The sequence below is a fragment of the Legionella brunensis genome (assembly GCF_001467025.1).
Classification (GTDB): Bacteria; Pseudomonadota; Gammaproteobacteria; order Legionellales; family Legionellaceae; genus Tatlockia; species Tatlockia brunensis.
This window is the reverse complement of the sequence record NZ_LNXV01000036.1, coordinates 274,300-300,407: the sequence shown is the minus strand read 5'-3', so window position 1 is coordinate 300,407 and position 26,108 is coordinate 274,300. Positions and strand designations below refer to the sequence as shown.

Here is a 26,108-nt window from a genome sequence, read left to right as displayed (position 1 = left end):
CCTCACTTAAGAGTGGTATTTTTTACGTTAGAAGGTGTAAATCCCTTCTCATCAAGTAACGTTTCAAATTCGCTAACGCTTGCTGGCGTTGCCCAAAAATGCAGAACATTTCTTTTCTTTTGACAGACAGATCTAATTTGCTCAATGAAGTCGCTTTCGGATGAGCTCCATGCCTCATGGGGCGTATTTGCCATAGCATCCCTTAGTGTTTTTAAGTTGCTGACTTTTTCGGAGTCTTTTCCGGACGTCCAGCGCTTGCCTGTTGGTGTTTCGATATTGTTGATTAGAGTATCAACAATGAAAGTTAAATCTGTTTGTCTTTTATTGCCAACAGCAGTAGTTCTGGTTACTTCACCACTATCTGGCTGATTCTCTACAAAAAGAGGTAACGACTCCTTTATAACTTCTGTTACCGGCGATGGTTTCTTTGACGCTGCGGTTGTTGTGATAGTAAGTGTCCGTTGTTTTTCGTCTAGTGCTTGCTTTAAAGTGGCTTCAAATATTTTATCGTTAGATTTGGGATCTTGGGCATGAATAGGAATAGTGATCGCTAATTTGTCCTCGGGATCTGCCTCACTGATGACCTCAGCAAATAACTGAGCTGCAAGTGCTGGTGGCCATCCATATACCCCGATGCCTAATGGCTGCAAATAAAGAGGTTGTTGCAAATGTATTGCATCGTCTATCGCTCCTTTTATTGCGGCTTTATACTGACTTATGAGTTCTTCTTGTTGTTCTTTGTTTGCACTATAAACAGGAACTGTGGCAACACCACCTGTATAGCTGTCTTGTTTGGCAATGCGAATATAGGGCGGCACGGGTTTTTTGTCTTGATGATAATCCTCTAATATTTCGTTTAAATGATCGCTCCATTTACCTTTTTCTATATGCATGTCTTGATTAAAAAATTTTTTAAAGACGAGAAAGCCTGCGCCCATTCCCTTGACATCTCTACAAGTGACAGTACCGGCGCAAACAATGAGGGAGTTCGCAGAGGGGGAAATTTGTGTGGTTTGAGTGCAAATAGGCATTGTTTTTCCAAATAATTTTTAAGTTATTGGGATTATAGTTTGGCAATATTAAATAAACATTAACTTCCCCTCCGTGTTACTTTATGGTAGAAGAGGTTTTTTCCCTGAGATGCGGATAGCTATATGTCGATAAAATCAGATCGTTGGATAGAAAAAATGGCTTTGGAACATGGGATGATATCTCCTTTTCAGCCCGAACAACTACGTCATACCGATAAAGGACGCATTATTTCCTATGGGGTTTCGAGCTACGGTTACGACGTTCGTTGTGCTAATGAATTTAAAATCTTTACGAATATTAATTCTGCTATCGTGGACCCCAAGGCGTTTGACGAGAACAGTTTCGTTGATGTGCAATCTGATGTTTGTATTATTCCGCCTAATTCATTTGCTTTAGCGCGGACTGTCGAGTATTTCCGCATTCCTCGTAATGTGTTGACCATTTGCTTAGGTAAATCAACCTATGCGCGTTGTGGGATTATCGTTAATGTGACGCCACTTGAGCCAGAGTGGGAAGGTCATGTGACTTTGGAATTTTCCAATACAACACCTCTTCCTGCTAAAATTTATGCCCATGAAGGGGTGGCGCAGATGCTATTTTTGGAGTCTGATGAGGTTTGTGCGGTTTCCTATCGTGACAGAGGTGGGAAATACCAAGGGCAAACGGGCGTGACGCTTCCGCGAGCTTAGGTTTAAGTCAATGATAAACATGCGGCTCCGCGGCTTTGCCGCGGAGAGCACTATATCTGAAACTCAATGAAATAGTCCCTTAAATGCCTATTCATCTTTGTCTTGCAATTTTACCTTGCCGCGTGAAGCATCCACACGTTCCCTAAGTTCTTTGCCTGGTTTGAAATGAGGACTGTATTTTTCCTGAGTAATCACTTTTTCACCCGTTTTGGGGTTATGAGCATTGCGAGGTGGTCGGTAATGCAGCGAAAAGCTACCAAAACCTCTAATTTCAATGCGTTTACCATCAATAAGTGCTTGACTCATTAGTTCTAAAATACGATTTATGCTGTCTGTGACTTGCTTCTCAGGCAGATGTGTCATTTTGGCAGCAAGGTTTGCAATGAGTTGCGATTTAATCATACCCACCTCGGTTAGCCGCGTTTTTGGGGTGTCATCACCAGGACACATCAGGTGTTGACTTTCTTGCATTCAATTTTAGTATAGACTCGAAAAAAAATTATTCAATGTTATCAATTAACTGTAACAAGATTTTTATCTCTGATGCAACATTATATACCTCTAATCATTAGAAATGCTACTGTCAGACTTTTGCTTTTTTCGCCCAAGAAATTTTCAACTCGCCTAAAAATATTGTATTTCTAATGATAAGAGATATATTTGCTTAAATAACGTGAGCTCTACATTAATGCACCGCATTGTCAGGCTGCCGCTCTTGAATATAAGCATTGACAATCCCCCAGCTCATCGTAACTGCAGTGGTTTTAGAAATAATGAATCGGTTTGAGAGAAGCGCCTTACTCGTTGAAATTACGATAGCTCCAGGTTTTAATTGCTCCATATGTCTGCTAATAGCAAACCAATATTCGCCAAAAAAAGCAGTGGCATTGATGAAGACAATGGATGCATTGCGAAAATCTGTTTCTAGCAAATCACCTAAGATGAAAGTAATCCGCTCAGCTTTTTCTTGATATCCTGCCGACTGTCTTAATTGCTTTTGCTGCATTTGTGCACATTGGTGCAAGGCTGGCAAAATTTCAATCCCACAACTTTTTTGAATGTCAAAAACAAGTGCACATGCAATGACGGCTTTACCTGTACCGCTACCAAGATCATAAAAGATGGTAGCGGCATTGGGGTTGCACAAGGATAGCAAGGCAATGAAGGATTCAAAATCAATTTCGCCGTAAATATATTTCATGGCATCACTTTTCATTCTGGCAATACGCGATAAAGTAAAACCATCAATATGGCCATAAAGCTTCTGGAAAATGGCAGAATGTTTGTCTAATGACAAGGCTCTTCGCCAATTTTTAATAGCCCAGTGGCGGTGTACCCTAAGGCCTATTAAAGTTGCTGCAAATAATAATAAGGATAATAAAAAAGATAACATTTTATACTTTATGAGGCTTGTGGCTATTTAAAATCTTAGCTTTTTCTTCCTGTGTCAATGATGGCCATGCCTTCATTAATACTTTGCCGGCTTCCCGCTCATTGATGGCTTGCTGATGAATTTCCCAGGGAAATTCATTACTGACATAAAAGCCGATGGCAAATGCTGTAAAAATTGTGGTGAGTAAGGCAAGTGAGGCAGCACGCCATTGGAAACGACCCAAAAGTCCCTGGCTTTTAATAACGGCATTATGAGCTACTCTTTCAACTTGCTCACAGCTTTCGTTGGCAATACGGCGAAAATGATGAACATCATATTGCGTAAAATGCTCGTCTAAGCGCTCTATTGCGCGAACGGTATATTGTTCAATTTGATTAAGTCCTTTTTCCAATAGCTGGCTTAATTCTTGATGTTTGTTGGTCATGTCTTCAAGCAATTGCTGGCTAATTTTTTGTACATGATTAACATGTTCTTCGCCCTGTTTTAAGGCTTTTTCAGCCGTCAGGCGAAATCGTGCAATACCAGCTTGAGTGAGGACCTCTTGTAACGCATCAAGCTCATTGTGTAGATTTTGTAACTGCTGCTGTGATTTATTCTGTTGAATTTGGGCTTGCTGTTCAATATCGTGTCGCCATTCAAGCATTTTAGTTTCAGCAAGCTCAAAATATGCGATGAACTCACCTGTATGACGTAAAAGTTCTTTTAATTTAGTGATATCCTGATCTTGTATATGTTCCATGTTGCCTCCTTGCTCATGATAGCCATACCTTTTGCCTTGATATTTTCTCGCAAAATCTTCTACAGTCACTATATACTTAACCACTTTAATTTCTGGCATTGCGAATGATCAAACAATTGCTTTTCATTTGTATTTTTGTATTGCTTATTGCTTTTTTGTTAATTTATTTCTTTCAAAGAAATTTGCTGTATTTTCCAGCAAAAGAAGTGCCAAGTCGCAAAATTTTTCAGGCCGAAGATCTGCAAGTGGTTAAGTTTACAACGACAGATGGTATTCATTTAAATTCCTGGTATAAACCAGCATTAGCGAATCGGCCTACCATTTTATATTTACATGGTAATGCTGGCCATATTGGTTATCGCATGCCCTTAGTCCGTCAATTCCTTGCCAAGGGTTTCGGTGTTTTGTTATTGGAGTATCGCGGGTATGGTGGTAATCAAGGGAAACCTACTGAACAAGGTTTATATCAAGATGCAGAGGCTGCTTTAAATTTCTTACAGCAACAAGACGTTGCAATCGAGCAAATAGTTTTATACGGAGAGTCTTTGGGAACAGGGGTTGCAATTTATATGGCTATAGAGCATCCGGTTTGTGCCGTGATATTGCAATCGCCATATACTTCAATGACTCAGGTTGCGTATTATCATTATCCGTGGATTTTTATTCCTCCCTGGGACAAATTTGATTCTTTAAGTCGTATCTCCCAACTTAAAAGTCCTTTGCTTATTTTACATGGTGAAAGTGATGCTATTGTTCCTTATCAACAGGCGCGTGAGCTTTTTGCTAATGCGAATGAGCCTAAACAATTGGTTAGTATTCCTGGTAAAGGACATAATGATTTGTGGGACTCTACTTTTGCGGAAAAAGTTATTGATTTTATTGGGACATATTGTTTTTAACAGGGGCGAACGAGTTGAAATTTGAGCATGATAGTGTAAAGTCTAAGTTAATATTCCCTTAATCTGAATTGATTAGAATGGAATTATGAATAATGAGGGGAGAGCGCCATGTCAACTGCAAGGTTTTTTAGTCCCACAAACCTTGACAAAAATTCGACTGTTAAGCCAGCTATAGGGCCTGACTTTGTCGATGTGGGTGAGCGCGACAATTGTTTTAAAGCAATGGCAGTAGGGATTATCAATAAAGTACTGTCTGAAAAAAAGAATACCCCCGAGTTAAGTCGTCTATTAAAACGGCATTTTGAGTATTTCCCGGAACAAAAACCGGCTCTTCGTCTTGCTACTCCTGTGGAAAATGTTTTCGCCCTCAAAGGAAATATGGCTGAGTTTATTCAAACTCTTGCCTATACTTTGCGCCAGATAGCAGTTGATGAAATGGTTTCTAATCCTGAGTATTATCATGATGTTTTCTACAACAAGGAAGGCATGCCAATCTCTCCGGCTGAAATGCGTCTTGGAACTACCTGGATTGATGAAAAAAATGCAATTGCCGCTACGGCCATGGCAACTGGTTTCCCTTTTAAAATTTACACGGTAGCCACTGATAAAGAATTACACATGTTGTCTCATTACGGCAAGGCAGGAGAAACAAAGCCTGTCGCGATGCAATTACATAATGATTCGAAGACTGACCACTATCTGCCACAAGTTAATGAGCCACGCTATTTTCGTGGCGTTAAATCAACAACTATGCGTGGTGCGATTGAGCCTCAGGAAGTTGCTCGAAAAGAAGATCCTGATTTGCAAGATATTCTCACTAGAATTGAGGATGAGGAAAGCCGCTTACTAGGGGATTATAGAGATGCCCAAGGGCGTTTGATGGCAGCAGTCGATGCGGGTGAAGTGAGCCAAGAGCAACTCATAGATATTTATATAGCGGGTATAAACAAAGATAATCCTCAAAGATACGTGGGTGTTGAGCATGGAAGTGAGCATTTTTTTCGCACCATAAAAGATAAGCGCCTTGATATGCCAGTGACTCGTCCAAAGTTTGAGAAACATGATGAACAGTTTACAAAACAGTTGGTTAATGCCATTGCACGAGCTGTGGGTATCAAACATCAAGATCCGGTTAAAGTTTTTGATAAAGTTGAGGAGTTGCAAGAAAGCGGATTGAAATTAAAATAATCTGATTGCTCTTTTAACCGCTTAATCGCTGCCCGGATACTGACAATGTTGTTAATCCGGGCAATTGCTAGATTTATTTAAAGAAAATGCTGCTCTTTCATCCATTCGTCATTGGCATATTTAGACATATAATTACGAATAGAGTCAGGTAAAATAACCAAGCATCGTTGTCCGGCTTGTAATGATTTTGCCGCTTGTATTGCCCCCCACATAGCAGCACCTGAAGAGCCACCTACAAGTAATCCTTCCTCACGAATTAATCTTCGCGCCATGTCAAAGGAGTCTTTATCATTGGTTTTAATATAATGATCAATCAATTTGTTATCGAGGACTTCCGGGAAGAAATCGTAACCTATTCCTTCTACATGATAAGGTTTGATTTCATCCCCGCCACCAAGGATAGAACCCTCAGGGTCAACCCCTACAATTTTTATGTGAGGATTATGCTCTTTTAATCGTCTGGCGATTCCAGTAATAGTGCCTCCAGTGCCAACACCAGCCACAACCATGTCTAAATCCATGCCAAAATCGTCGATAATTTCCTGCGCAGTACCATAGTAATGCGCATTTGGGTTGTCAGGATTGGCGTATTGATCCAGAATGTGGGAGTTAGGTATTTCGCGTTGTAATTCTTTTGCTAGAGAAATGTGACTATCAGGGTCATTCCAGGCAGCTTCTGTCCGTGTCCGATAAATAGTCGCTCCTAATCTCTCCAGAACAGCCTGTTTTTCCTGACTCATTTTGTTGGGCATTGTAATAATGATTTTATACCCTAGAACTGCGCCTGCCAAGGCGATGCCAATTCCTGTATTACCTGAAGTTGGTTCAATTAAGGTGTCGCCAGGTTTAATGCGACCGCTCTTTTGGGCATTTGTAACCATTTCAAAGCCTATGCGATCTTTGACCGAACCGCCGGGATTAAAAAATTCACATTTAACATAGAGTTCGCAGGCAAGTTCTTGGCCAATACGATTTACTCTCACAATAGGTGTATGTCCTATAGTGGCAAGAATATTAGGATAAATCATGACAGATCCTTTGTAAGCAAATTTGCTGCCCAGTATACGCTAAAAACCTGAGCATGTCGTTAATGAAGGTAGATTGGGAAGCTTGTTCTCCTAAACATGACTTCACAAGTTCTCTGACACCGGCTAGAATTCAAGGTAGTGTTAAATAACTATTTTTTCAAGGATGGCCACATGAAAAAGAATCCATTTTCGGTTGTAACGTATACAGTAATTCTTTCTGCACCGTTATTACTTTCTGCTTGCCAAGGCATAGAGGGATTATTTACCGATTCGCCAAATAGAACCTACGACGCCCGTCCGAGCTATGGAAATTCTCAACATACTACAACGGTCTATCAAAGTGGCTCGCCAACACAAACCAGGTCTTCTTCCGCACAGAGAGGAACTACTTACTCGACAGAGAACAATAATTCGTCAAATACTAATTCATCTGCTGCCTCAGCTTCCGCTTCAGCGTTAGGTGCGCCACAAACTTCAACGCAGGCCAGTAAGAAAACCGTTGGTACTGCAGTACCAACCGAAGCCCCAACAGTTGGTCAATAGGGACTATTAACTCATCACTAGGGTTAAAAAGGTTACTGTTACTGACGTGTTTGTGGATACTTTTAGAATAAAGGGATTCGTGTTGAGGATCCCAGGGATTTAAAGGATGCTTTAAGACTCGCCTACTCATCAAGGGTCTGCTGTCGTTGATGTGCGAGTGAATCGCAATGAGCTAGTGATGCCACCTTTATTAACGCTGCACAAGTTAAAGGTTTAGTTTATTTCTCATGAAAGCCATTATAAATGGGCAGGAGACTGAAGTTTAGATTTGGTGAAAACCAATTTATGGCGTTAGAATGCGCCATGAATCTTCGCATGGATTATTATATGGGTGCATTGAAAGAAGCGGTTGCTAAAGCGGCGTTAGATTATCTAAAAGATGATGAAATGATTCTTGGTATCGGCACTGGTTCTACTGTTAAGTATTTCATTGAGCACTTGGCTACGATCAAACATCGCATTAATGCATGCATTGCAAGTTCAAAAGAAACCGAAGCTCATTTACGTGCTTTGGGTATTTCCGTTATTGATTTAAATGTTGCGACGGATGTGTCGATTTACATCGATGGTGCTGATGAAGTCACTGAACAACGGCAAATGATAAAAGGAGGCGGGGGCGCTTTAACGCGCGAAAAAATTATTGCCTCTGTAGCGCGTCAATTTATTTGTATTGTTGATGAGTCCAAGCTTGTAAAGCGCTTGGGGACGTTTCCTGTTGCTGTAGAAGTTATTCCCATGGCACGAAGCTTTGTTGCTCGCGAGCTTGTAAAGCTCGGTGGTGACCCGGAATATCGAGAGGGATTTATTACGGACAATGGCAATATTATTCTTGATGTTTATAATCTTGATTTGAGTAAACCTATTGAATTAGAAGAATTAATTAAGATAATCCCAGGTGTGGTTGACAATGGCTTGTTTGCTAAACGCCGCGCTGACACGGTATTAATAGCCACACAAACAGATATTAATGTGATCCGTTAAATCCTTAAGTTTCCCTTAAGGTTTGCTCGCTATACTCCTTTCTGAAAGTAGAAGGGAGTTACCATGCGTGTATTAATTGTCGAGGACAATGCATTTAATGCATTTTGCTTAACCAGGTTATTGACCGCGGTTAATAAGCAAATTCAGGTAATCGTTGTGGGTGACAGTCTCAGTACCTTAAATTATCTTGCTGAAAATGACGCTTCTTTCATCATTATGGATGGTGATTTAGGTGCCAGCGATGGTTTATATTGCAATGGTCCTGCTTTAGCAGAAGTAATTTGGCAAAAAAATCCGGAACTTCCTATCGTTGCTTGGTCAGATTCAGAGAATATGCGCCGAGCTTTCATTGATGTCTTTAAACAATATAATAAACCTTTCAATGAATATAGCTGCTGGACAAAAGTCGTTAGTCAAGAGCGTATTCGCCAATCACTACCTTATTTATTAGCGCAAAATGCTGGCAAATATTTCGCCAGAGAGCAAAATAAAAACCAAGAGCATTGTTTGCCTGCAGCTTAAGTTCGTAATTTATCTTCAACTCTTATTACGAGTTCTTGCACGCAATGTTCAAGTAAGATAGGCTAAACCATACTTAAAATGGAAGAATTTAGTGCATTTCTATTGATAGTTTAAACTTGGCACAAGCCTAGTTTCACGTTAGGATTATGATTTTTGCACAGGGTAAAACGAATGGAGCAGCTAGACACCTCAACACATACTGTACAAGAGCAGCTAGCACAAATAAGTGTTCATCTAAATACACGTATTTTAGGTCAGCAAGATTTAGTATCACGATTATTGATAGCGTTACTTGCTGATGGGCATTTATTAGTAGAAGGAGCACCTGGATTAGCGAAAACTCGTGCTGTTAAGGAGTTATCTGGAGTAGTAGAGGGCGATTTTCACCGTATTCAATTTACTCCTGATTTGCTACCAGGCGATTTAACGGGTACAGATGTTTATCGCCCTGAGAATGGCTCCTTTGTTTTTCAACCAGGCCCTATTTTTCATCACATGATTCTCGCCGATGAAATCAATCGTGCACCTGCCAAAGTACAGTCAGCATTACTTGAGGCTATGGCAGAACGACAGGTAACTATCGGTGGTACGACCTACCCTTTGCCGGAACTTTTTCTAGTAATGGCTACACAAAATCCTATTGAGCAAGAGGGAACTTATCCTTTGCCTGAGGCGCAACTTGATCGCTTTTTAATGTATGTGAAAATTAGTTACCCTGACACTCAGGTAGAGCGTGATATCCTAACTTTGGCACGTTCAGAAGCTATGGGGAACTTGAAGTTAAATTCAGCATCAACGGCTGTTGTTACCCCCTTGTCCCAAGTAACACTTTTTGAAGCTCGACGTCAGGTTTTAGAGGTACACACCAGTGAGGCATTAGATAATTATCTTGTGCAATTGGTTGTTGCAACGCGTAATCCTGCTGTCTATAGTGATGAATTAGCGCGTTGGTTACGTTTTGGGGCAAGCCCACGGGCAACAATTGCTCTCGATCGTTGTGCAAAAGCCCATGCGTGGCTTTCAGGGCGTAACTACGTTACTCCCGAAGATATTCACGTTATTGCCCATGATGTCTTGCGCCATCGCATTCTTTTAAGTTTCGAGGCAGAGGCGGAAGGGGTAACAAGTGATGATTTTATAAGCTCTTTATTGCGCTTGATTGCTGTACCTTAGAGGTCATTATGAGTGACGGATTGGTTGCCGAACTTGATGAATTGATTGCTTTCAAACGTTATGCTCACAGGATTAATTACAAGCCTGAAAATAATGCTATATATATGGGAAATCATCTGTCTAAGTTACGAGGACGTGGTATGGATTTTGCGGAGGCTCGTAATTATCAGGCCGGTGATGAAATTCGCCATATGGAATGGCGTGTGACAGCACGTACGGGACGACCCCATGTAAAACTTTACCAAGAGGAACGAGAGCGGCCTGTTGTTTTGCTTTGTGATTTCAACCCATCAATGTATTTTGGCACCCGGGTAGCATTTAAATCGGTGGTGGCTGCCCGTTTGGCAGCGATGATCGCATGGACAGCCGTTAAACAAGGGGATAAGGTTGGTGGTTTAATTTATTCCGCCAATGAGCATAGTGAATTTACACCACATAGTCGTAATTTAGGTATTTTGCCTTTTTTAGCAGCATTAAGTCACTATACCACCGTTTCCCCTGGAAATGGAGGTGACTCTCGAGATTTAAGTGATGCTTTGATTCGCTTAAGACGGGTCACGAGACCTGGAAGTATTGTAGTTCTAATTAGTGATTTTTATGCGTTGGATGTTGATAGCGAACGGCATTTGAGCCGTTTACGCTTCCATAGCGATGTTTTGGCCTATCATTTATGTGATCCTATAGAACTTGCTGTGCCAAAACCGCAGTACTATCCCATTACCGATGGCCAGCAAGAAACGGTTTTAGATACAACTAGAGATGACATTGCTAAAAGTTATCAGAGCTATTGTGAGGAACGTATTGCTAATTTAAAAATGTTATTTAAGCGTTTACAAATATCTTATGTCCAGGTGACAGCTGAAGCAAATATTCCTAAATTGGTACGACAAACATTTCCCAGGAGAACCGGTGGCTGATTCGCAGTTACTCAATCAATTGCATGATATTCAGTTGCCCGAACCTATTGGTTGGTGGCCCTTAGCGCCTGGATGGTATGTTTTATTAGTTGCCCTGTTGGTTGTTGGGGGAAGTCTCTTTTACATCGCTTACCGACGTTATAAACATGGCCGAGCCAAGAGAGAGGCCCTTCACCTGTTGATCAATTTGCAAAAAGAGTATGAACGTGATCATGACAGTCAATTAAGCAGTATGAAAATTTCTGAGTTACTAAGGCGCGTTGCCTTGGTCTATTTCCCAAGGCAGCAAGTGGCAAGCTTACAAGGCCAGGAGTGGATCGAGTTTTTGAGTAAGACAGCAAAGGGGATTAATTTTGATCAGATGCAAGATTATCTTTTACAGCTGCCTTATCAGAAGCCCACAGATATTGATTTGAGCCCTCTTTTTAATTGTGCCAAATCATGGATAAAGCAACGAGGTGTACCATGTTCGAATTAGCTTTACCCTGGGTTTTATTCTTTTTGCCAATACCTTTGTTGATTTGGTTATTTTTGCCTCACCCTCATACTAAACTGCCGGTGGCCCTTAAAGTTCCTTTTTTTAATGCTGTGCTCACCATGGTGAATAAAAAACAACGTGCATTCTCGGCGCAAGCACAAATGGGGCTTTTATCATTGGTATGGTGTCTACTTATTATTGCAGCTGCTGGTCCTCGCTGGGTGGGAGAGCCGCAACCTCTGGAAAGAGAAGGACGCAATATTATGCTAGTCCTTGATTTATCAGGGAGTATGGAGCTTCATGACATGATCTTAAATGGTCGCCCTGTTAGTCGTTTGGCAGTGGTAAAGCGCACTGCAAAAGAGTTTGTACAACAGCGAATAGGCGATCGGATCGGGTTAATTTTATTCGGCACACGCGCTTATTTACAAACCCCCTTAACGTATGATCGCCAATCAGTCTTATTACGTCTTGAGGACGCGACAGTTGGCCTTGCAGGGCAAACGACATCTATAGGTGATGCGTTGGGATTGGCAGTAAAGCGCTTACAAGATGTCCCCGCTAAAGGGCGTATCATTATTTTGCTGACGGATGGTGCTAATAATTCAGGCGTATTGCCTCCGCTGAAGGCTGCAGAGCTAGCCAAGCTTGATAATATCAAAGTTTATACCATTGGTTTGGGGGCAGAAAGTGATCCTAGAGCACTAGGCCAAGTATTTTTTAATATGAATGCCTCGTCTGACTTAGACGAAGAGACCCTCCAGGAGGTGGCAAAAATTACTGGAGGGCAATATTTCCGCGCGACAGATTTGCAGTCTCTGAATGCTATTTATGAAACTATTAATCAGCTCGAAACGGTGACTCAGGAACAAGCAACCCTTCGCCCGCAGCACGATTATTATCCATGGCCTTTGGCATTGGCTTTAATACTGTTTATTTATTGGCTTGGAAATAAAGCGAAACTGTTCTCTGGCTTGAAGAATGTTTTTCATCGTAAGGTTGTTGAATCATGACAGAGTTTCATTTTCTGCGTCCCTGGTGGTTGCTGAGTACTCTTCCTTTATTGGGATTGTATTGGTATTTGTGGTGGCAAAAGCCACAGTTGCAAGCTTGGGCTGCTATTTGCGATAAACATTTATTAGAGCGCTTACTCGTTTCTAACGGAAAGTATAATCGTAATCTGGCTTTATTCTTTTTATCAGTGAGTGCCTTATGCATGATTATTGGTCTTGCTGGTCCTACTTGGTCTCGTTTGCCCGTACCCACCTATAAACAAATTCAACCACGAGTGCTGGTATTAGATATGTCGGATGCAATGCTTGTCGATGACTTATCCCCTAATCGTTTAAGTCGCGCTAAATTTAAATTGCATGATTTGTTTAAGCGTCGTGATACAGGCCAATTGGGCTTAGTTGTTTATACTGGAGAGCCTTTTGTGGTATCTCCATTAACAGATGATGCTCAAACTATTGACTCGCTATTGTCTTCACTATCACCAGACATTATGCCTGTCGAGGGTCATCAGTTAGATTTGGCTCTTCAAGAGGCGGGTCAATTGATTAATCAGGCGGGTTTTCACCATGGACAAATACTGGTGCTAACGGCTGAAACACCAAGTAATGCTGCTATTACGGAGGCTAAGGTTTTGGCAAATAAGCAGATTAGTACTTCAATTATGCCAATTCGAGCAGATAAAACTCTAAATCCCCTATTTCAAGAGTTTGCTACTGCCGGACTGGGCGAAGTGTTACCGTTTTCGGATGACTCCAGTGATTTGGATGCGTGGCTTAATAAGAATGTTAATGATAATCAATTTCTACGTAATCAACAGGAGGGTATTCCCATTTGGCAAGATGAGGGGCGTTGGTTCTTATTGCCTGCACTTATTTTTTTATTACCAGTATTCAGGCGTGGGTGGTTACAGAGGTTAGAACCATGAGGATAGTCTGGCTATTATTACTTTTAAGTGTTTGTTGCCAAAGCTATTCATTTAGTTGGCAAGATCTATGGTTTACCAAAGATCAACAAGCTCAGACCTTAATGAAGGAAGGGCAATTTAAAGAAGCAGAGACTATTTTCCAAGATCAAGGATGGCGTGGTGCTGCAGCATATCGCGCTGGAAACTTCAAAGAAGCCGCTGAATATTATCAATCTTTGCAAAACGAGCAGGGATTTTATAATCAAGGGAATGCTTTAGCGAAGTTAGGGCAATATGAGAAAGCAATCAAGGCTTATGACAAAGCCCTTGCCCATAATCCAAATAATAAAGATGCGCAGTTTAATCGCAAGTTAATGGAAGAATTATTAAAAAAGGATAAAAACTCTCAAGCTAACAACCAACAAAACCAAGACCAGCAAGATAACAATCAACAGCAGGATAAGAATCAACAAAACCAAGGCCAACAGGGCAACAATCAGCAGCAGGATAAGAATCAACAAAATCAAGACCAGCAAGGTAATAATCAGCAGCAGGATAAGAATCAACAAAACCAAGGCCAACAGGGCAGCAATCAGCAGCAGGACAAGAATCAACAAAACCAAGGCCAACAGGGCAGCAATCAGCAGCAGGAGAAGAATCAACAAAACCAAGACCAGCAAGGTAACAATCAGCAACAGGATAAGAATCAACAAAACCAAAGCCAACAAGATAAAGATAAACAGGGGCAAGAACAACAATCGGATGACAAAAACACCGGAGTTGGAGTGGACCCATCTGCTGAACGTGAAAAGCAACAAGCAAAAGAGCAGTGGTTGCGCTTAATTCCTGATGATCCAGGTGGGTTATTGCGAGAGAAATTTTTACGAGATCATATACGTCGACAAGGTGGTTGGTATCAATGAAAAAAATTTTATTAAGTTTATTTTTATTGGGTTTCTATAGCCTTGGGTTTGCTACGGTGACCATGCGGCTTGAAACTTCAACAGTTCAAGCAGGAGAAACTTTTCAATTAATTTTGATCTTAGAGGGCAGCCAAACTGACAGTATCCCAGATTTAACTCCTTTACAAAAGGACTTCACCATCGTAGGGACGGAACGTAGTGTGAATTACACCCTGGTTAATGGTCGCGCTAGCTCGGTGGGACAGTGGTTAGTTTTATTGATTCCTAAGAGGACTGGCGTGTTAAACATACCTGCGATTCAAGTAGGTCAGGAAAAAACAATGCCTGGCAGCATTGAAGTAACTGAACAAGCTTCCGAAAGTAAGGAGCCAGACACCGATAAGCAGCAAGATGTTAAGTTGGTGACAGAAGTAAGTGTGGAGAATCCATATATTAATCAACAAGTCATTTATACGGTAAAACTATATTATAGTGGGCGTTTAATGAATGCTAATTATCAGCCACCGCAAGTTGAAGACGCTCTTCTTATCCCTCTAGGAGCTGGACGCCGTTACCAAACGGCTGAAAATGGTCGGTTGTATAGGGTCGAGGAGCAGCAATATGCTCTTTTCCCGCAAAAAAGTGGGGATTTGAAAATTATCCCTCCTTCTTTCCAGACGATCATTTATGATGCGGTACCTAAACACGTTAATGAGCGTGCTCAAGCAACCTTGCTACATGTAAAACCCATTCCGGAGCAACATGCAAACAACAACTGGTTACCTGCTAAGCAAGTTAATTTAACGGAAACCTATGACAATAATGCTTCATCTTTACAACAAGGGAGCACCATTGTTCGCAGTGTTACATTGCAAGCAACGGCAGTGCCTGCCCAGCTATTACCTGTGCTTGATTTTGGGAGTAGTACAGATTTTTCTGTTTATCCGGAAAAACGGACTGAGAGAAACACCTTTCAGCAGCCAGATTTAGTGGGTACAACTACTGTTAAAGTAACTTATCTGCTCAATAAAACTGGCCAAATTACCATTCCACCGCTCAAATTAACCTGGTTTAATACCACAACGGGAAAGGAAGAAATAGCAACTTTGCCTGAACGCTCAATTCAGGTGATGGCCTCTGCCAATGCACCTAACCCAACGGTGAAACCATCGACTGCAGTCAAGGAAACAAAGCCTGCAGACATTCCTCAGACTGTCGTAAAAACAGAGAAAACCAGTGATCCACGTCCAACGGCAAACTCTACTAAAAATTTTGCTTGGTGGTTGGCCTCAGGATTTGCAATCGCTTGGCTTTTAACGCTAAGTTTATGGATATGGCAAAGACGAAACCGAAGTTCAATACCCGATACAAAACAGGTCGTTAAGCGATTACAAGAGGCATGCTCCACTAATAATGCTTCAGCAGCACGGGATGCCTTAGTCCAGTGGGCCCAGAGACAGTGGCCACAGGCAACAATTTTAAATTTGATGGATATTGAAAGTAGAGTTAGTGATGCATCTTTAAAACAGCAAATTAAAGAGTTATCTCATGCACTCTATCATAATGGTTCACAAAACTTATGGCATGGAGCTGATTTATGGGCGTGTTTCACTGCGTTTAAAGAAGGTAAATCGCCAATTCATTCGACTAACTCTTTGCCCCCTATGCATAAACTATAGAGATAATAATGTTGCTGAGTGAATACTGCAATTTAAGTGTCCAAGAATTAAGTGAGCTTATTAGGCGAAAGGAAGTTGGCGCTTCAGAAGCATTAGACTGCGCCATTGCTCGTATGCATGAAATTAACCCTTTACTAAATGCCATTGTGACGGATTGCAGTGCTTGGGCACGCAAACAATTAAAGAAAATGAAAGGCAATGAGCTTTTTTATGGGGTTCCTATATTAGTGAAGGATTTAGGATTTGCCCTGGAAGGAGTCCGTTATACAGCGGGCTCAATTTTTTATACGAATAGTACATCGCTAAACAATAGTGACTTCATCAATCGTTTACTGGCATTAGGGATGGTGCCCTTTGCCAAGACTAATGTGCCTGAGCTAGGTCTTTCTTATGTAACGGAGTCTTTCTTACATGGACCTTGCAGAAATCCTTATAATTTAAACTGTACTTCGGGTGGTTCTTCTGGGGGCTCTGCGGCCGCCGTTGCAGCAGGAGTGGCACCGCTGGCTACCGCCAATGATGGGGGAGGCTCCATTCGTATTCCGGCTGCATGTTGTGGTTTGTTTGGTTTTAAACCAACTCCAGGGTTAGCTCCTGTCGGGCCTTGGGCTCCTGAGCCATGGTCAGGTCTCTCAGCAAGTCATGTCTTAACACGAAATGTTCAGGATTCGGCTCTATTATTTGAATGCCTAACTGCACAGTCTTTGACCCAAGCCAAAAACCGTATTGAAGTATACAAAAATACGTCTTCATTGCCACCATTAACAATTGCTCTGCTTGATGTGGATGCGCTTACGAAAGTACCCATCGCTGAGGCTTATACACTTGGAGTGAAAGAGGCAGTTAAGGTATTAAAAGAGTGTGGGCATCAAGTCATCCCTTATAAATTATCTCTTGATAACGAAGCGATTGGTGAGTGTACCTTAACAATGATTGCAGCCAATACTTGGGCTGAAATTGAAAATCAGCAAAGTCAATGGCAGCGTCAGGCGCAACAAGGCGATTTAGAGTCACTAACTTGGGAGTTTGTGTTAAGAGGGCAGGGCATCACTGCATCGCAATTAATTAATAGTAAGAACAAGCTTTATCAGTTGTTACAGCCGTTGCGTGATCTTTTTCAAAAATTTGATGTCATTTTGACTCCTGCTTTAGCGCAATTACCTATCCCTATTGGCAGTTGGCGAAACAGTAGCTTTGAAGACTATTTACAAAAAAATATGGAGTTTTCCCCATTTACTGCCCTATTCAACCAAGCAGAAATGCCGGCAATGACTATGCCGGTGATGCATTATGATGGTTTTCCAATTTCTGTCCAGTTTGCGGCAGGAAAAGGGAACGATAGATTATTGTTGCAATTAGCCAAACAGCTAAGCGCCAAACTTCCAGATTTCAGCTCTCCGATAATGGCAATTACGCTATGAGTTATGACTCGAATTGTGATTTAATTTTATTCTTATGGTATAATAAAAGTCCTAAATTGTTTAAATTAAGAGAATCTAAATGTCTTCCAACGAAAAAATTGTTGCCGTTGAACTTCAAATAACTAATCTTCAAAAAAAGATAGAGGAACTCACTGAGAAGTTTTCTATAGTAGAGAAAGAGTATAATGACATTCTCAGTCGTTTTGATAGCAAAGGTTTTTTTAAAAAAGACGATTTGGCAATGGTTGCTTATGGTAAGCACAGAAAGACTGAGCAATTCGTCAAGGACGATAAAGAGAGAAAAGAATTAGAAAATAAACGAGGATTCGTCATTACCACAGAACAAGGAAATTTGAATCCAGAAGAGTTTAAGCGACTACAAGAACTTCGATGGATAGTAGACCCTGAAAATACTGCCATTACACTTTTCCATACGAAAAATGGACAGTACCAGACATTAAAAAAAGAAATAGAAGGTCATAAAAAAGAATTAGAAAAATTGACAGAGACTTTATCAACTCTTGTCGATACTTCTATGGAAGAAAAGAAAGAAGAGAAGAAGACGAGTCAAACTTATCGTTTTCTCTTAAGCGATATTTCTTTTAAAAAACTACAACAATACAAATTAGATTTACTTGAAGGTAAGGCTGATGCAGGGGCCTACCTTAAGAAAAAGCTTGTTGATAAGAATTTAAAAGAAATGTCTGATGAAGCATTCATCGAATGTTTGGTACAAACTAAATTACCTACTATTTTTGCCGAATCAACACCATTTTCGGGTGAAGAAAACTGGAGCTCTACGGAAATTGCTCTTTTAGGGGATATCAGTTGCAGCATACCTACCACAATATATGATAATGGTGCCTGGAGTTTCCCCAAAATTTATGAACCTCCATTTGCGGCGACTTTAATTTATGTCCCCGGCGCTCTTTTGCGAGCGGTTGGTGAGGCAAAACCCGATCTGGATGAGGTCACAAAAAAAGGTAAGCTAGATCCTGAAGCTTTTTATCGCCTCTATGAGCGAAGGATACTTCCAGGATTATTAGCAGCTAATGAAAATGCAAAAATTACTGGAAAAAAGTTATTGGTTACTCTCCCTGGAATTGGTTGCGGACAGTTTGCGGGAAAATACGGGTCTGAAATTCATGCGCAATTTCAAACGGTCATAGAAAGATTACTCACTGAACATGGTAAAGAATTATCTCAAATCCAAGCAGTTTGGTATGACAATTACAATAAAGAAGAAAGTACAAAATCAATTAATGATATTGATCTCTTAGTTAGACCACTGACTAAGGGTGGCAAACCTCAGCTCTGCCGTCCCGAAGAATACGGTGTAGCCTACAAAGACTGTGATTTAGTGAGTTTAGTTGCTTGGGATCATGTGTCTTATCCTGGGAATGATTATTGGGGGGGGGCTAGAGCTACCGATGATGGTGTAAAAGCTGCTGCCACTAATACAATGGAAGTTTTAACCGGCTTAAATGGCCACTATGATAAGAAGAGAAGTGGTTTTGTTTATTCTGCGGCTCCATCTATGACTTGGGGACAGGTCGCTAAATCCAATCAATACCACCTTCAGTTACAAGGTAAAATGGAGGTTCATGTCATTAAGAGTGCTGCTACAAAATTAGAAAGCAAAGATGTTAAATCGGAAGTTAAAAGTACTGAATCTGAAGCTACTTCTTCCAATCTGGAAGGAATGGGGGCTGAAAAAAGTGGAAACAAAGATATTAAATCCACGGAAGTTAAGAGTACGGAATCTACTTCTTCCAATTTGGAAGGGATGGATGCTGAAAAAAGTGAAAGCAAAGGGATTAAATCCGGCACAGAAGTTAAGAATACGGAATCTACTTCTTCCAATTTGGAAGGACCGTTTGCTGGCAAAAATGGTTCTGAGATAGATCAATGGTTAAAAAATAAGTTACCAAAAAATCTTAATCTTAAAGAGAGTAAAAAAGCTTATCTGAATGCGCTGGAAGAGATAGCAAGTAATTTGAAACCTGAGCAAAAGAAAAGTTTAGCGCTTTATATTTTAAATACACCTCAGCATTTCTTGAAACAAGAAAGACATTTCTTCCGTACTAACAAATATTCAAATGAGACTTTCTCAGTGCACCAACTTGTGAAAACCTTGATGCAAGGAGAACAAAAAAATGGAAAAATTACTATTCATGATGAAGAGCATGGTCAAGATCATGTTATTTCTCGTCATGCTAAATAATTATTTAGCATGACCCTTTATCAAGGTATAAAACTAAGGGGAAGGTAGGCTTCTACCTCATCGTAAATTTTACCTTTACCACTCTTAAAATCGGTTAGTGCTTTACGTGCGGCATTCTTAGCACTTTGACAAACCTGAACTACATTTTTTGCATCATTATCGCTCAGGTAACTACCGATAAGTTCCCCTATTTCAGTGGGAATGTTGGGGCAATTCTTTTGCTTTAAGGGATTCCAGAGTAACAATATCCCTGCTGTGGCAGCCCTTTTAAAAATTGTTTTCTCATTTTTTATGCGTATAGAGTGATTAATTTGCATTATTTCACGATTTCCCAAATATTTCATGATTCCTCAATCTATTGTTAGTGGTAATTGTCTGATGATTGGCTTTAAGCCTAATTATTTTAATGTCATTAATGATTACATTTTCTTAATGGTTTGTAATCACATTATAATTCTCTAGACTTACATCCATTATCATTATTTGCTATGAAAGTAACTTCGTAGAAATAGATAGAGTTATATAATCTATTGTGGATTTTTTAGGCGACTAAGTCATTTGCGTTTTGGCAGTGCTACAAACAATGAGCCTGCGTGATTTAGCGCATTTGCCTCCACACCAGCTTGGTTACCCTCACCTTTATAGACGTCAACATGAGCCCCTATAATGGCACCGCCTGCGTCTTGAGCCACGCACCATGAAGTAGATTTTTTGCAATGATAGATAAAATTCATTCCAATAGGGATTACTTTGTGATCAGTTGCGCATGAGGCGTGCGGAGTTAGAGAAATATTTTCTGAACCATAAGGGCCACCAGCTTCTTTAGAAAAAAATACAAAACTTTGATCGCGATTTCGCAAGTCGGCGGCTTTATCGCGGTTAAGAGGACTATCTAAATATTGGCGAATTAGCTTTTCTGATGCAGCGCTTTGTCTAATTTCTTTAGACACGTTACAGCGTAACTTGGCTTCATCATGGCATTTGGGATCTTTAGCGCAACGTTCCATTGCATCAAGGTTGCCACCACAGGTTGGGTCTTGTGCACATTGCACAATGCGACCAAGCATGGTGCGCGGCCTGCCATTAGCGCCATCGTAATTGATACGAAATAATTTGCCATCAAGAATTAATGAACCAGAGCCTTGAAGCATTAAAAAGGCGGGGTCATTGGGGTTTTTAACATAGCCAATTATATATTTTGGATTTAAAGCCCCACGAGCAATTTCCTCTCGATCTGGCGCTATAGAGTAGGTGCCATCGGTATTTTTCAGACAAAATCCACGCACCATTTTGCTAACTGGGTCGATTCCGCAAAGAGGCGCTTTTAAATTAAATTTTCTACATTCCAAAGTTACGTTTACAACACCTGGATTACTATAGATGGGATATAAAAAGGCTCCTCCGCGTTGGGTGCGAGCTTCAATAGGGGCTGGCGCATAATAAGCTGTAAATTGAAATTCACCCTTTTTAAATCCTCCATAATTTTCAGGCCAGCCATCGCTTTTATACCAGTCAAATTCGGTTTTGATATTTGATAAATATTTTTGAAAATCGCCATGGGCAGCTTTTGCAAGAGTGAGCATTTTTTTGTTGGTATCAAGGCACCATTCCTGACGTTTGAACTTATGACCAGCAATAACTACTGTCTGAAATTCACCTTGGTTTTTATAGCAGTTTTCAATCTGATTATTTAATGCTTTGATAACTTCATCCATATTACCCGCAGGATTAGCTAACGGTAGCTTTGATGCTGAAATTTTATGAAATTTAAAGCGCAATACCCCGGGCTCTTTGGCGGCCATTTTTTGTCTTGTGGTTAAGTCTGCAAGCCTTCGAATATCTAAACAGCGCTGGATTGGGTCAGCAGGAAGGGCTGCTTGAGTGATGATGCTAAAAGTCATTAGTGCAATTATTAAAGCTGATTGAAACATTGCTATCCTTTTGCCTAGTGGGTTGATCCTTTCGCCCAACCATTAATTTGTAACAGGTATTATATCGTCTATTGGCCAGAGAGATACAAGTCCTGGTTGACGTAATAGCTGCGATAATAATCTATATTCTCTATTTATTTTTATACCGAAGTTCGCAATGGCTAATAAAATTATCAAGAAGTGTCGATGCGATACTAAACGACATGGAAGGTCGTCCTGGGAGATTATCATAGCGATACCAGTCAGCGTGTTCAATTTCACTGTTATCGATTAGAATTTCCCCGGACTCGTATTCTGCCATGAAAGCTATCATTAAAGAATCAGGAAAAGGCCAAGGTTGCGAACCGAAATAAGACAAATTTTTTATTCGTATACCAACTTCTTCTTTTACTTCTCTGTATACTGCTTCTTCAATGCTCTCCCCGGCCTCTACAAATCCGGCAATGAGGCCATAAATGCCTGGCAAAAAATGCGGGCTTCTCGCCATTAAGAGATGGTCTTCTCTGTGGATTAGAACAATGATAGATGGCGAGATTCGTGGAAAAAAACTAAGGTCGCATGGTGTGCAGATCCGTTCAAATGCTATGGTTTGATGCAATGTAAGTGCTCCACATCGCCCACAAAATTGGTGATTTTTATCCCAATTGATAACCGAATAAGCTTTAACGCCCAACCCATATTGATTTTTATCCATTAAGGATAATGCCTTACGTAATGGAAGAAAATAAAATGAATTGTCTAGAGTGATGTTTTCATCCACCTCAGCGCAATAATACTCTACTTTTTCATAGGCTCCCAAATTAAAATTTCTTTGAAAATAGGGAGCTATAGCCGCAATATTCGATGCACTTGGGAGGCTGTTATTGCTATTTAATAATATTTCATTATTTTGAATGATAATCCAATTGGATTGATTCTCATGAGATATGTGCATAGAGGTTCTCTTTTATTGAGTTGAAACAAATTTATTTAAATCGATAGGGAAGATATTTAAAGTAATATTAAAAGCCCTCGCTAACTCATTCTTTGGATTTTCCATTATTGATGGGCTACGCCAAGCAACATGACCATCTGGACGCACCAAAACACAACCCTCACTATTTATTTCATAAATACGGTGCCACGTATTTTCAGGGTTAATCAAATCACCATTAGCCCCCACACTATAAACGATTAATGGAAATGACAATGTTTGGGCTAATTCACTCGCAGCAATTCGCCACGGCTCCCCTTTTGAACCAATTAGCAGAACAAAATTTTTTTCAAAAAGATCTAATGTTGAAATAGGTTCATTATCCTTTAGTAATTTTACATAAGGTGCCCGAGCTCCTGGCAAAGTTGTGGGCATATATTTAGATGGAGATACACTGAGAGCTTGATTATTTTCAGATATCACTGCATTTGAATGGTAAATAAAACCTAAGTCTAATCCTTCATAATTAAGATTTTTTTGTTGTTCATGTAATTTTATTTTTAATGTTTCATGATCACCGGCATGGATTGCTTTATGGATATCAAAAAAACGTTTAGCGTTTTCAGTACTCCATTCAATGTTGCGTTTAGCAATGGGGGCACGCTCCTCATAATAAGTATCTAGTAGCGAATCAGAAACGCCATGATTAAGCACAAATGCTAATTTCCAAGCTAAGTTGTGTGTATCAGCAATACCTGTATTCATTCCCAAACCACCGGTAGGGGGTAAACGATGTGCAGCATCACCTACTAAAAGATTCTATTATGGCGATATTGTTTCGCGACTTGTGCTGCCATTGTCCAAAAACTTTTATTTATAATTTTAATATCAAGATGAGGGATATCAACAACACGCCGTATTTCATGGATACAATATTCATCTGTGAAATCTTCTTTCTTATTTTCTTCTGTAAAGCGCATACCGACTATCCAACGATTTTTGCCATAGGCCATAAATAAAGAGCGGCTGGATATTTTAGGATCAATAAAGAAAAATCCGGCGCTAGGACGATGCTTTGTCCATTGTGATATGTCAAATTCACAATAAACACTGCAACTTCGTCCCAAATTGTCCGGCCCTTCCATTTCGATTTCTAATTGTTTACGTATAGGGCTATGCGCACCATCAGCGGCAACAACATATTGAGCGCATACAAATTCTTCTTCGTTGTTTTTTCGATTCCGTAGTCTCACCATTACGCCAGTATTATTTTCTTCAAAAGAAATCATTTCTTTTGAAAATTGAACCTCTGCCTCTTGATGAGATCGCAAAGTATGGTGCAGATATTCTTCCACACAATCTTGAGTGACAAAACTAGCACCAATAGGGCCATGTGTATAATTTTCTATACCTTTCATTTCTACCCGAGTCACTTCATTGCCTTGCAAGGACTCTGACCAGATGAATCTTATCGCTTCTCTGGGGAATTCATATTTCAATAATTCGTTAATATTTCCCCATTGTTTAAATAACTCCATCGTGCGCATGCTAACACCACGGGCACGAGGATGTTCAGTACGGCTCGGATGTCGTTCAATCACTAAAGAATGAATACCTTGACGTGCCAATGCTAAAGCCATACTGAGGCCAACGGGACCACCACCAACAATTAGAATGGGAGTTTTTTTCATGAGTAGCTCTCAGTTTAAATTTTGAAAAGTCTATGACAATCATTGGAAATAAAAAGGGTATTCTAACATGGAGTCGATTGTCTTTAAGTTACTTGCCAGCGAGTTGTAACAGGGCTATATTTTTATCTCCCACTCTAAAACAGTAAGAAATGACCAAAATAGCGCTTTATTTGGCCGGTGGTGGAGCCCGCGGAGCCTATCAGGCTGGAGCCCTCAAAGCTATCAGTACAATTCTAAATTCAAAAAAAATTCCTTTTAATATGCTCACTGGAGCAAGCATCGGCAGTATTAATGCCGCCGTGCTAGCTGAAAATGCATTGGATTTTTCTGCTGCCACTACCAAGTTAAGTGAGTTATGGGCTGATATTACGTGCTCACAAATTTTTAAGATAAGCAATTATGCACTCAGTAAAACGTTCATGCGTAATATGAAAAGCATGATTTTTAGGCAACGTTTATTAGGGCATATTCTTGATACCTCCCCCTTGCGCGGATTTCTAAAGAGCATCATTGATTTTGAGGATGTGGAAGGCGCTATTAGGAATAAACACTTAGAAACGATAGAAATTATTAGCAATTGTTATGAAACACAAAAAACTATCTCTTTCTATCAACACCATGCAGAGGATTTTGCAGATTGGGACTATCCACTTCATATTAGCCAGCGAGTTAATTTGGAAATGGAGTATTTTCTGGCGTCTACTGCATTACCCCTGTTCTTTCCACCGTCAAAGATAGATGGTTTTCACTACGGAGACGGTCACTTAGGATTAGAGGCTCCTCTGCGAGGGGCAATCCATTGTCAAGCCGATAAAATTTTAGTAATTGGAAATCGACAATTAAAAGGGGGCGACCCAGAGAAATTACGTGATGGTGACATTGATTTTTCACGCGTTCTAGCGGGAATGATTAACGGATTGTTTTTAGATAATCTTGAGCGTGATATTGAGATGATTAACCATATGAACAATATTGCCCGTTTGTTACCCGCAGAGAAGGAACAGCACTGCTCTTGGCGACCTGTTCAAACTCTACATTTACGTCCAAGTAGGAATATAGCCGCAATTGCTCAATCTCATTACCACAGTATTCCTATGTTACTACGTCTTCTGCTTAATTTTCTTGGTGCCAAGCGCCACTCCGGGGATTTACTAAGCTTTCTTTTGTTTGAAAAAGAATTTACCCGTGAACTAATTAAACTAGGCTTCGACGATACAATGGCCGTGCAGGAATCCATTGTGACCTTTTTTGATGCATAGAGAGATTAATTGGGTTTCCTAGACAAAAGCTGACAATAGATTCGCGCGGTTAAATAAGTAGATTTGGGCTAATTATGACGCTGATTAGTGGGGTCAAAGTGCAATTGAGAATTATTTCGCACACAATTCTCGCTATTTGATCAACTCTAGGTTATAATCAGATCACTTGTGGTCTTTGCTTCTTGGCTGGAAACAGTGTTCTTCGTGAAAATCCCTCCTTTTGTAGTGCAAAGTGGCGAATTAGCGCGTGGTATACCTATTTATGTTTCTGGGTTAGTTAAGCTTAACTCAAGTGTATACGTTTAATTTTATTTGGAAAGTAGAAATGTCTGATAAAGAAACAGGCCACGTTAAGTGGTTTAATGATGATAAAGGTTACGGATTCATCAGTCGTGATAATGGTCAAGATGATGTATTTGTGCATTTTCGCTCAATCAACAGTGCAGCCAATCGTAAAACTTTGAAAGAAGGTCAACGTGTAGAGTTCTTAGTGACCAAAGGACCTAAAGGCTTGCAAGCGGAAGATGTAACTGCCGTTTAATCTCTCTGCTGTTTCTCTGAATCTTCCCTCTTTGCTGCCAAGCTTGC

25 protein-coding genes and 1 pseudogene are annotated in these 26,108 nt (G+C 40.4%); 17 read left to right on the top strand and 9 right to left on the bottom strand.

The annotated features are described in order from the left end of the window. Positions 1–2: 2 nt before the first annotated feature. Positions 3–1,031: a macro domain-containing protein gene (locus Lbru_RS15615; RefSeq protein WP_058443048.1), complete on the bottom strand. Its 1,029-nt coding sequence runs from the start codon at positions 1,029–1,031 to the stop codon at positions 3–5. A gap of 123 nt (positions 1,032–1,154) precedes the next feature. On the opposite strand from Lbru_RS15615, the gene dcd reads away from it, so the two are divergent. Further along, complete coding sequence (gene dcd, locus Lbru_RS15610) at positions 1,155–1,721, top strand: dCTP deaminase (RefSeq protein ID WP_058443047.1); 567 nt, start codon at positions 1,155–1,157, stop codon at positions 1,719–1,721. Between the two features lie 87 nt (positions 1,722–1,808). On the opposite strand, the gene Lbru_RS15605 is transcribed toward dcd, so the two are convergent. The 3 genes from Lbru_RS15605 to Lbru_RS15595 all read right to left on the bottom strand — a co-directional run bounded on the left by Lbru_RS15605 (position 1,809) and on the right by Lbru_RS15595 (position 3,853). Then, complete coding sequence (locus Lbru_RS15605; protein WP_162262417.1) at positions 1,809–2,171, bottom strand: integration host factor subunit beta; 363 nt, start codon at positions 2,169–2,171, stop codon at positions 1,809–1,811. A gap of 235 nt (positions 2,172–2,406) precedes the next feature. Further along, entirely contained in the window at positions 2,407–3,114 is a 708-nt protein-coding gene (locus Lbru_RS15600) for a class I SAM-dependent methyltransferase (protein ID WP_058443046.1), read from the bottom strand. Position 3,115: 1 nt separating this feature from the next. Continuing rightward, positions 3,116–3,853: a hypothetical protein gene (locus tag Lbru_RS15595; RefSeq protein WP_058443180.1), complete on the bottom strand. Its 738-nt coding sequence runs from the start codon at positions 3,851–3,853 to the stop codon at positions 3,116–3,118. Between the two features lie 104 nt (positions 3,854–3,957). Between Lbru_RS15595 and Lbru_RS15590 the strand changes: the two genes are divergently transcribed. Together Lbru_RS15590 and Lbru_RS15585 are read left to right on the top strand one after the other, a co-directional pair. After that, complete coding sequence (locus Lbru_RS15590; protein ID WP_058443045.1) at positions 3,958–4,752, top strand: alpha/beta hydrolase; 795 nt, start codon at positions 3,958–3,960, stop codon at positions 4,750–4,752. 108 nt (positions 4,753–4,860) lie between these two features. Next, complete coding sequence (locus Lbru_RS15585; RefSeq protein WP_058443044.1) at positions 4,861–5,940, top strand: OTU domain-containing protein; 1,080 nt, start codon at positions 4,861–4,863, stop codon at positions 5,938–5,940. A gap of 77 nt (positions 5,941–6,017) precedes the next feature. On the opposite strand, the gene Lbru_RS15580 is transcribed toward Lbru_RS15585, so the two are convergent. Beyond that, complete coding sequence (locus Lbru_RS15580; RefSeq protein WP_058443043.1) at positions 6,018–6,968, bottom strand: pyridoxal-phosphate dependent enzyme; 951 nt, start codon at positions 6,966–6,968, stop codon at positions 6,018–6,020. 171 nt (positions 6,969–7,139) lie between these two features. Here Lbru_RS15580 and Lbru_RS15575 point away from each other — a divergent pair, with 171 nt between their 5' ends. The 12 genes from Lbru_RS15575 to Lbru_RS15520 all read left to right on the top strand — a co-directional run bounded on the left by Lbru_RS15575 (position 7,140) and on the right by Lbru_RS15520 (position 19,726). After that, positions 7,140–7,511: a hypothetical protein gene (locus Lbru_RS15575; RefSeq protein WP_058443042.1), complete on the top strand. Its 372-nt coding sequence runs from the start codon at positions 7,140–7,142 to the stop codon at positions 7,509–7,511. Positions 7,512–7,838: 327 nt separating this feature from the next. Next, a complete protein-coding gene (rpiA, locus tag Lbru_RS15570; RefSeq protein ID WP_058443179.1) occupies positions 7,839–8,492 on the top strand; it encodes a ribose-5-phosphate isomerase RpiA in 654 nt (217 codons plus the stop codon). A 63-nt stretch (positions 8,493–8,555) separates the two neighbouring features. Further along, on the top strand, positions 8,556–9,014 hold the full coding sequence (locus Lbru_RS15565; protein ID WP_058443041.1) for a response regulator: 459 nt from the start codon (positions 8,556–8,558) through the stop codon (positions 9,012–9,014). A gap of 171 nt (positions 9,015–9,185) precedes the next feature. After that, positions 9,186–10,187, top strand: a complete 1,002-nt coding sequence (locus Lbru_RS15560; protein ID WP_058443040.1) for an AAA family ATPase — start codon at positions 9,186–9,188, stop codon at positions 10,185–10,187. Positions 10,188–10,195: 8 nt separating this feature from the next. Then, on the top strand, positions 10,196–11,104 hold the full coding sequence (locus Lbru_RS15555) for a DUF58 domain-containing protein (RefSeq protein ID WP_058443039.1): 909 nt from the start codon (positions 10,196–10,198) through the stop codon (positions 11,102–11,104). Beyond that, positions 11,097–11,582 (top strand): DUF4381 domain-containing protein, encoded by a 486-nt coding sequence (locus Lbru_RS15550; protein WP_058443038.1) that lies wholly within the window; start codon positions 11,097–11,099, stop codon positions 11,580–11,582. The genes Lbru_RS15555 and Lbru_RS15550 overlap by 8 nt, the downstream gene beginning before the upstream one ends. After that, complete coding sequence (locus tag Lbru_RS15545; RefSeq protein WP_058443037.1) at positions 11,570–12,595, top strand: vWA domain-containing protein; 1,026 nt, start codon at positions 11,570–11,572, stop codon at positions 12,593–12,595. Before Lbru_RS15550 ends, Lbru_RS15545 begins: the two co-directional genes overlap by 13 nt. Then, entirely contained in the window at positions 12,589–13,521 is a 933-nt protein-coding gene (locus Lbru_RS15540) for a VWA domain-containing protein (protein ID WP_058443036.1), read from the top strand. Before Lbru_RS15545 ends, Lbru_RS15540 begins: the two co-directional genes overlap by 7 nt. After that, positions 13,518–14,423: a tetratricopeptide repeat protein gene (locus Lbru_RS15535; protein WP_058443035.1), complete on the top strand. Its 906-nt coding sequence runs from the start codon at positions 13,518–13,520 to the stop codon at positions 14,421–14,423. Before Lbru_RS15540 ends, Lbru_RS15535 begins: the two co-directional genes overlap by 4 nt. Then, entirely contained in the window at positions 14,420–16,081 is a 1,662-nt protein-coding gene (locus Lbru_RS15530) for a BatD family protein (protein ID WP_058443034.1), read from the top strand. Before Lbru_RS15535 ends, Lbru_RS15530 begins: the two co-directional genes overlap by 4 nt. An 8-nt stretch (positions 16,082–16,089) precedes the next feature. Then, entirely contained in the window at positions 16,090–17,502 is a 1,413-nt protein-coding gene (locus Lbru_RS15525) for an amidase (protein WP_058443033.1), read from the top strand. 79 nt (positions 17,503–17,581) lie between these two features. Further along, positions 17,582–19,726 (top strand): hypothetical protein, encoded by a 2,145-nt coding sequence (locus Lbru_RS15520; RefSeq protein WP_058443032.1) that lies wholly within the window; start codon positions 17,582–17,584, stop codon positions 19,724–19,726. 20 nt (positions 19,727–19,746) lie between these two features. On the opposite strand, the gene Lbru_RS15515 is transcribed toward Lbru_RS15520, so the two are convergent. The 4 genes and pseudogenes from Lbru_RS15515 to Lbru_RS17875 all read right to left on the bottom strand — a co-directional run. Then, complete coding sequence (locus tag Lbru_RS15515) at positions 19,747–20,070, bottom strand: hypothetical protein (protein WP_058443031.1); 324 nt, start codon at positions 20,068–20,070, stop codon at positions 19,747–19,749. Between the two features lie 210 nt (positions 20,071–20,280). Then, positions 20,281–21,657 (bottom strand): MltA domain-containing protein, encoded by a 1,377-nt coding sequence (locus Lbru_RS15510; RefSeq protein ID WP_058443030.1) that lies wholly within the window; start codon positions 21,655–21,657, stop codon positions 20,281–20,283. 130 nt (positions 21,658–21,787) lie between these two features. After that, positions 21,788–22,591 carry an NAD(+) diphosphatase gene (gene nudC, locus Lbru_RS15505; RefSeq protein WP_058443029.1) on the bottom strand — a complete coding sequence of 268 codons (804 nt, stop codon included), beginning with the start codon at positions 22,589–22,591 and terminating at the stop codon, positions 21,788–21,790. A gap of 12 nt (positions 22,592–22,603) precedes the next feature. Then, positions 22,604–24,228 (bottom strand): annotated as a pseudogene (locus Lbru_RS17875) (FAD-dependent monooxygenase); the annotation flags it as partial. A gap of 182 nt (positions 24,229–24,410) precedes the next feature. Here Lbru_RS17875 and Lbru_RS15490 point away from each other — a divergent pair. Next, the gene (locus Lbru_RS15490) at positions 24,411–25,520 is read left to right on the top strand and encodes a patatin-like phospholipase family protein (protein WP_058443026.1); all 1,110 of its coding nucleotides are present in this window, start codon (positions 24,411–24,413) and stop codon (positions 25,518–25,520) included. Between the two features lie 325 nt (positions 25,521–25,845). Further along, on the top strand, positions 25,846–26,061 hold the full coding sequence (locus tag Lbru_RS15485) for a cold-shock protein (RefSeq protein WP_058443025.1): 216 nt from the start codon (positions 25,846–25,848) through the stop codon (positions 26,059–26,061). The last annotated feature ends 47 nt before the right edge of the window (positions 26,062–26,108 follow it).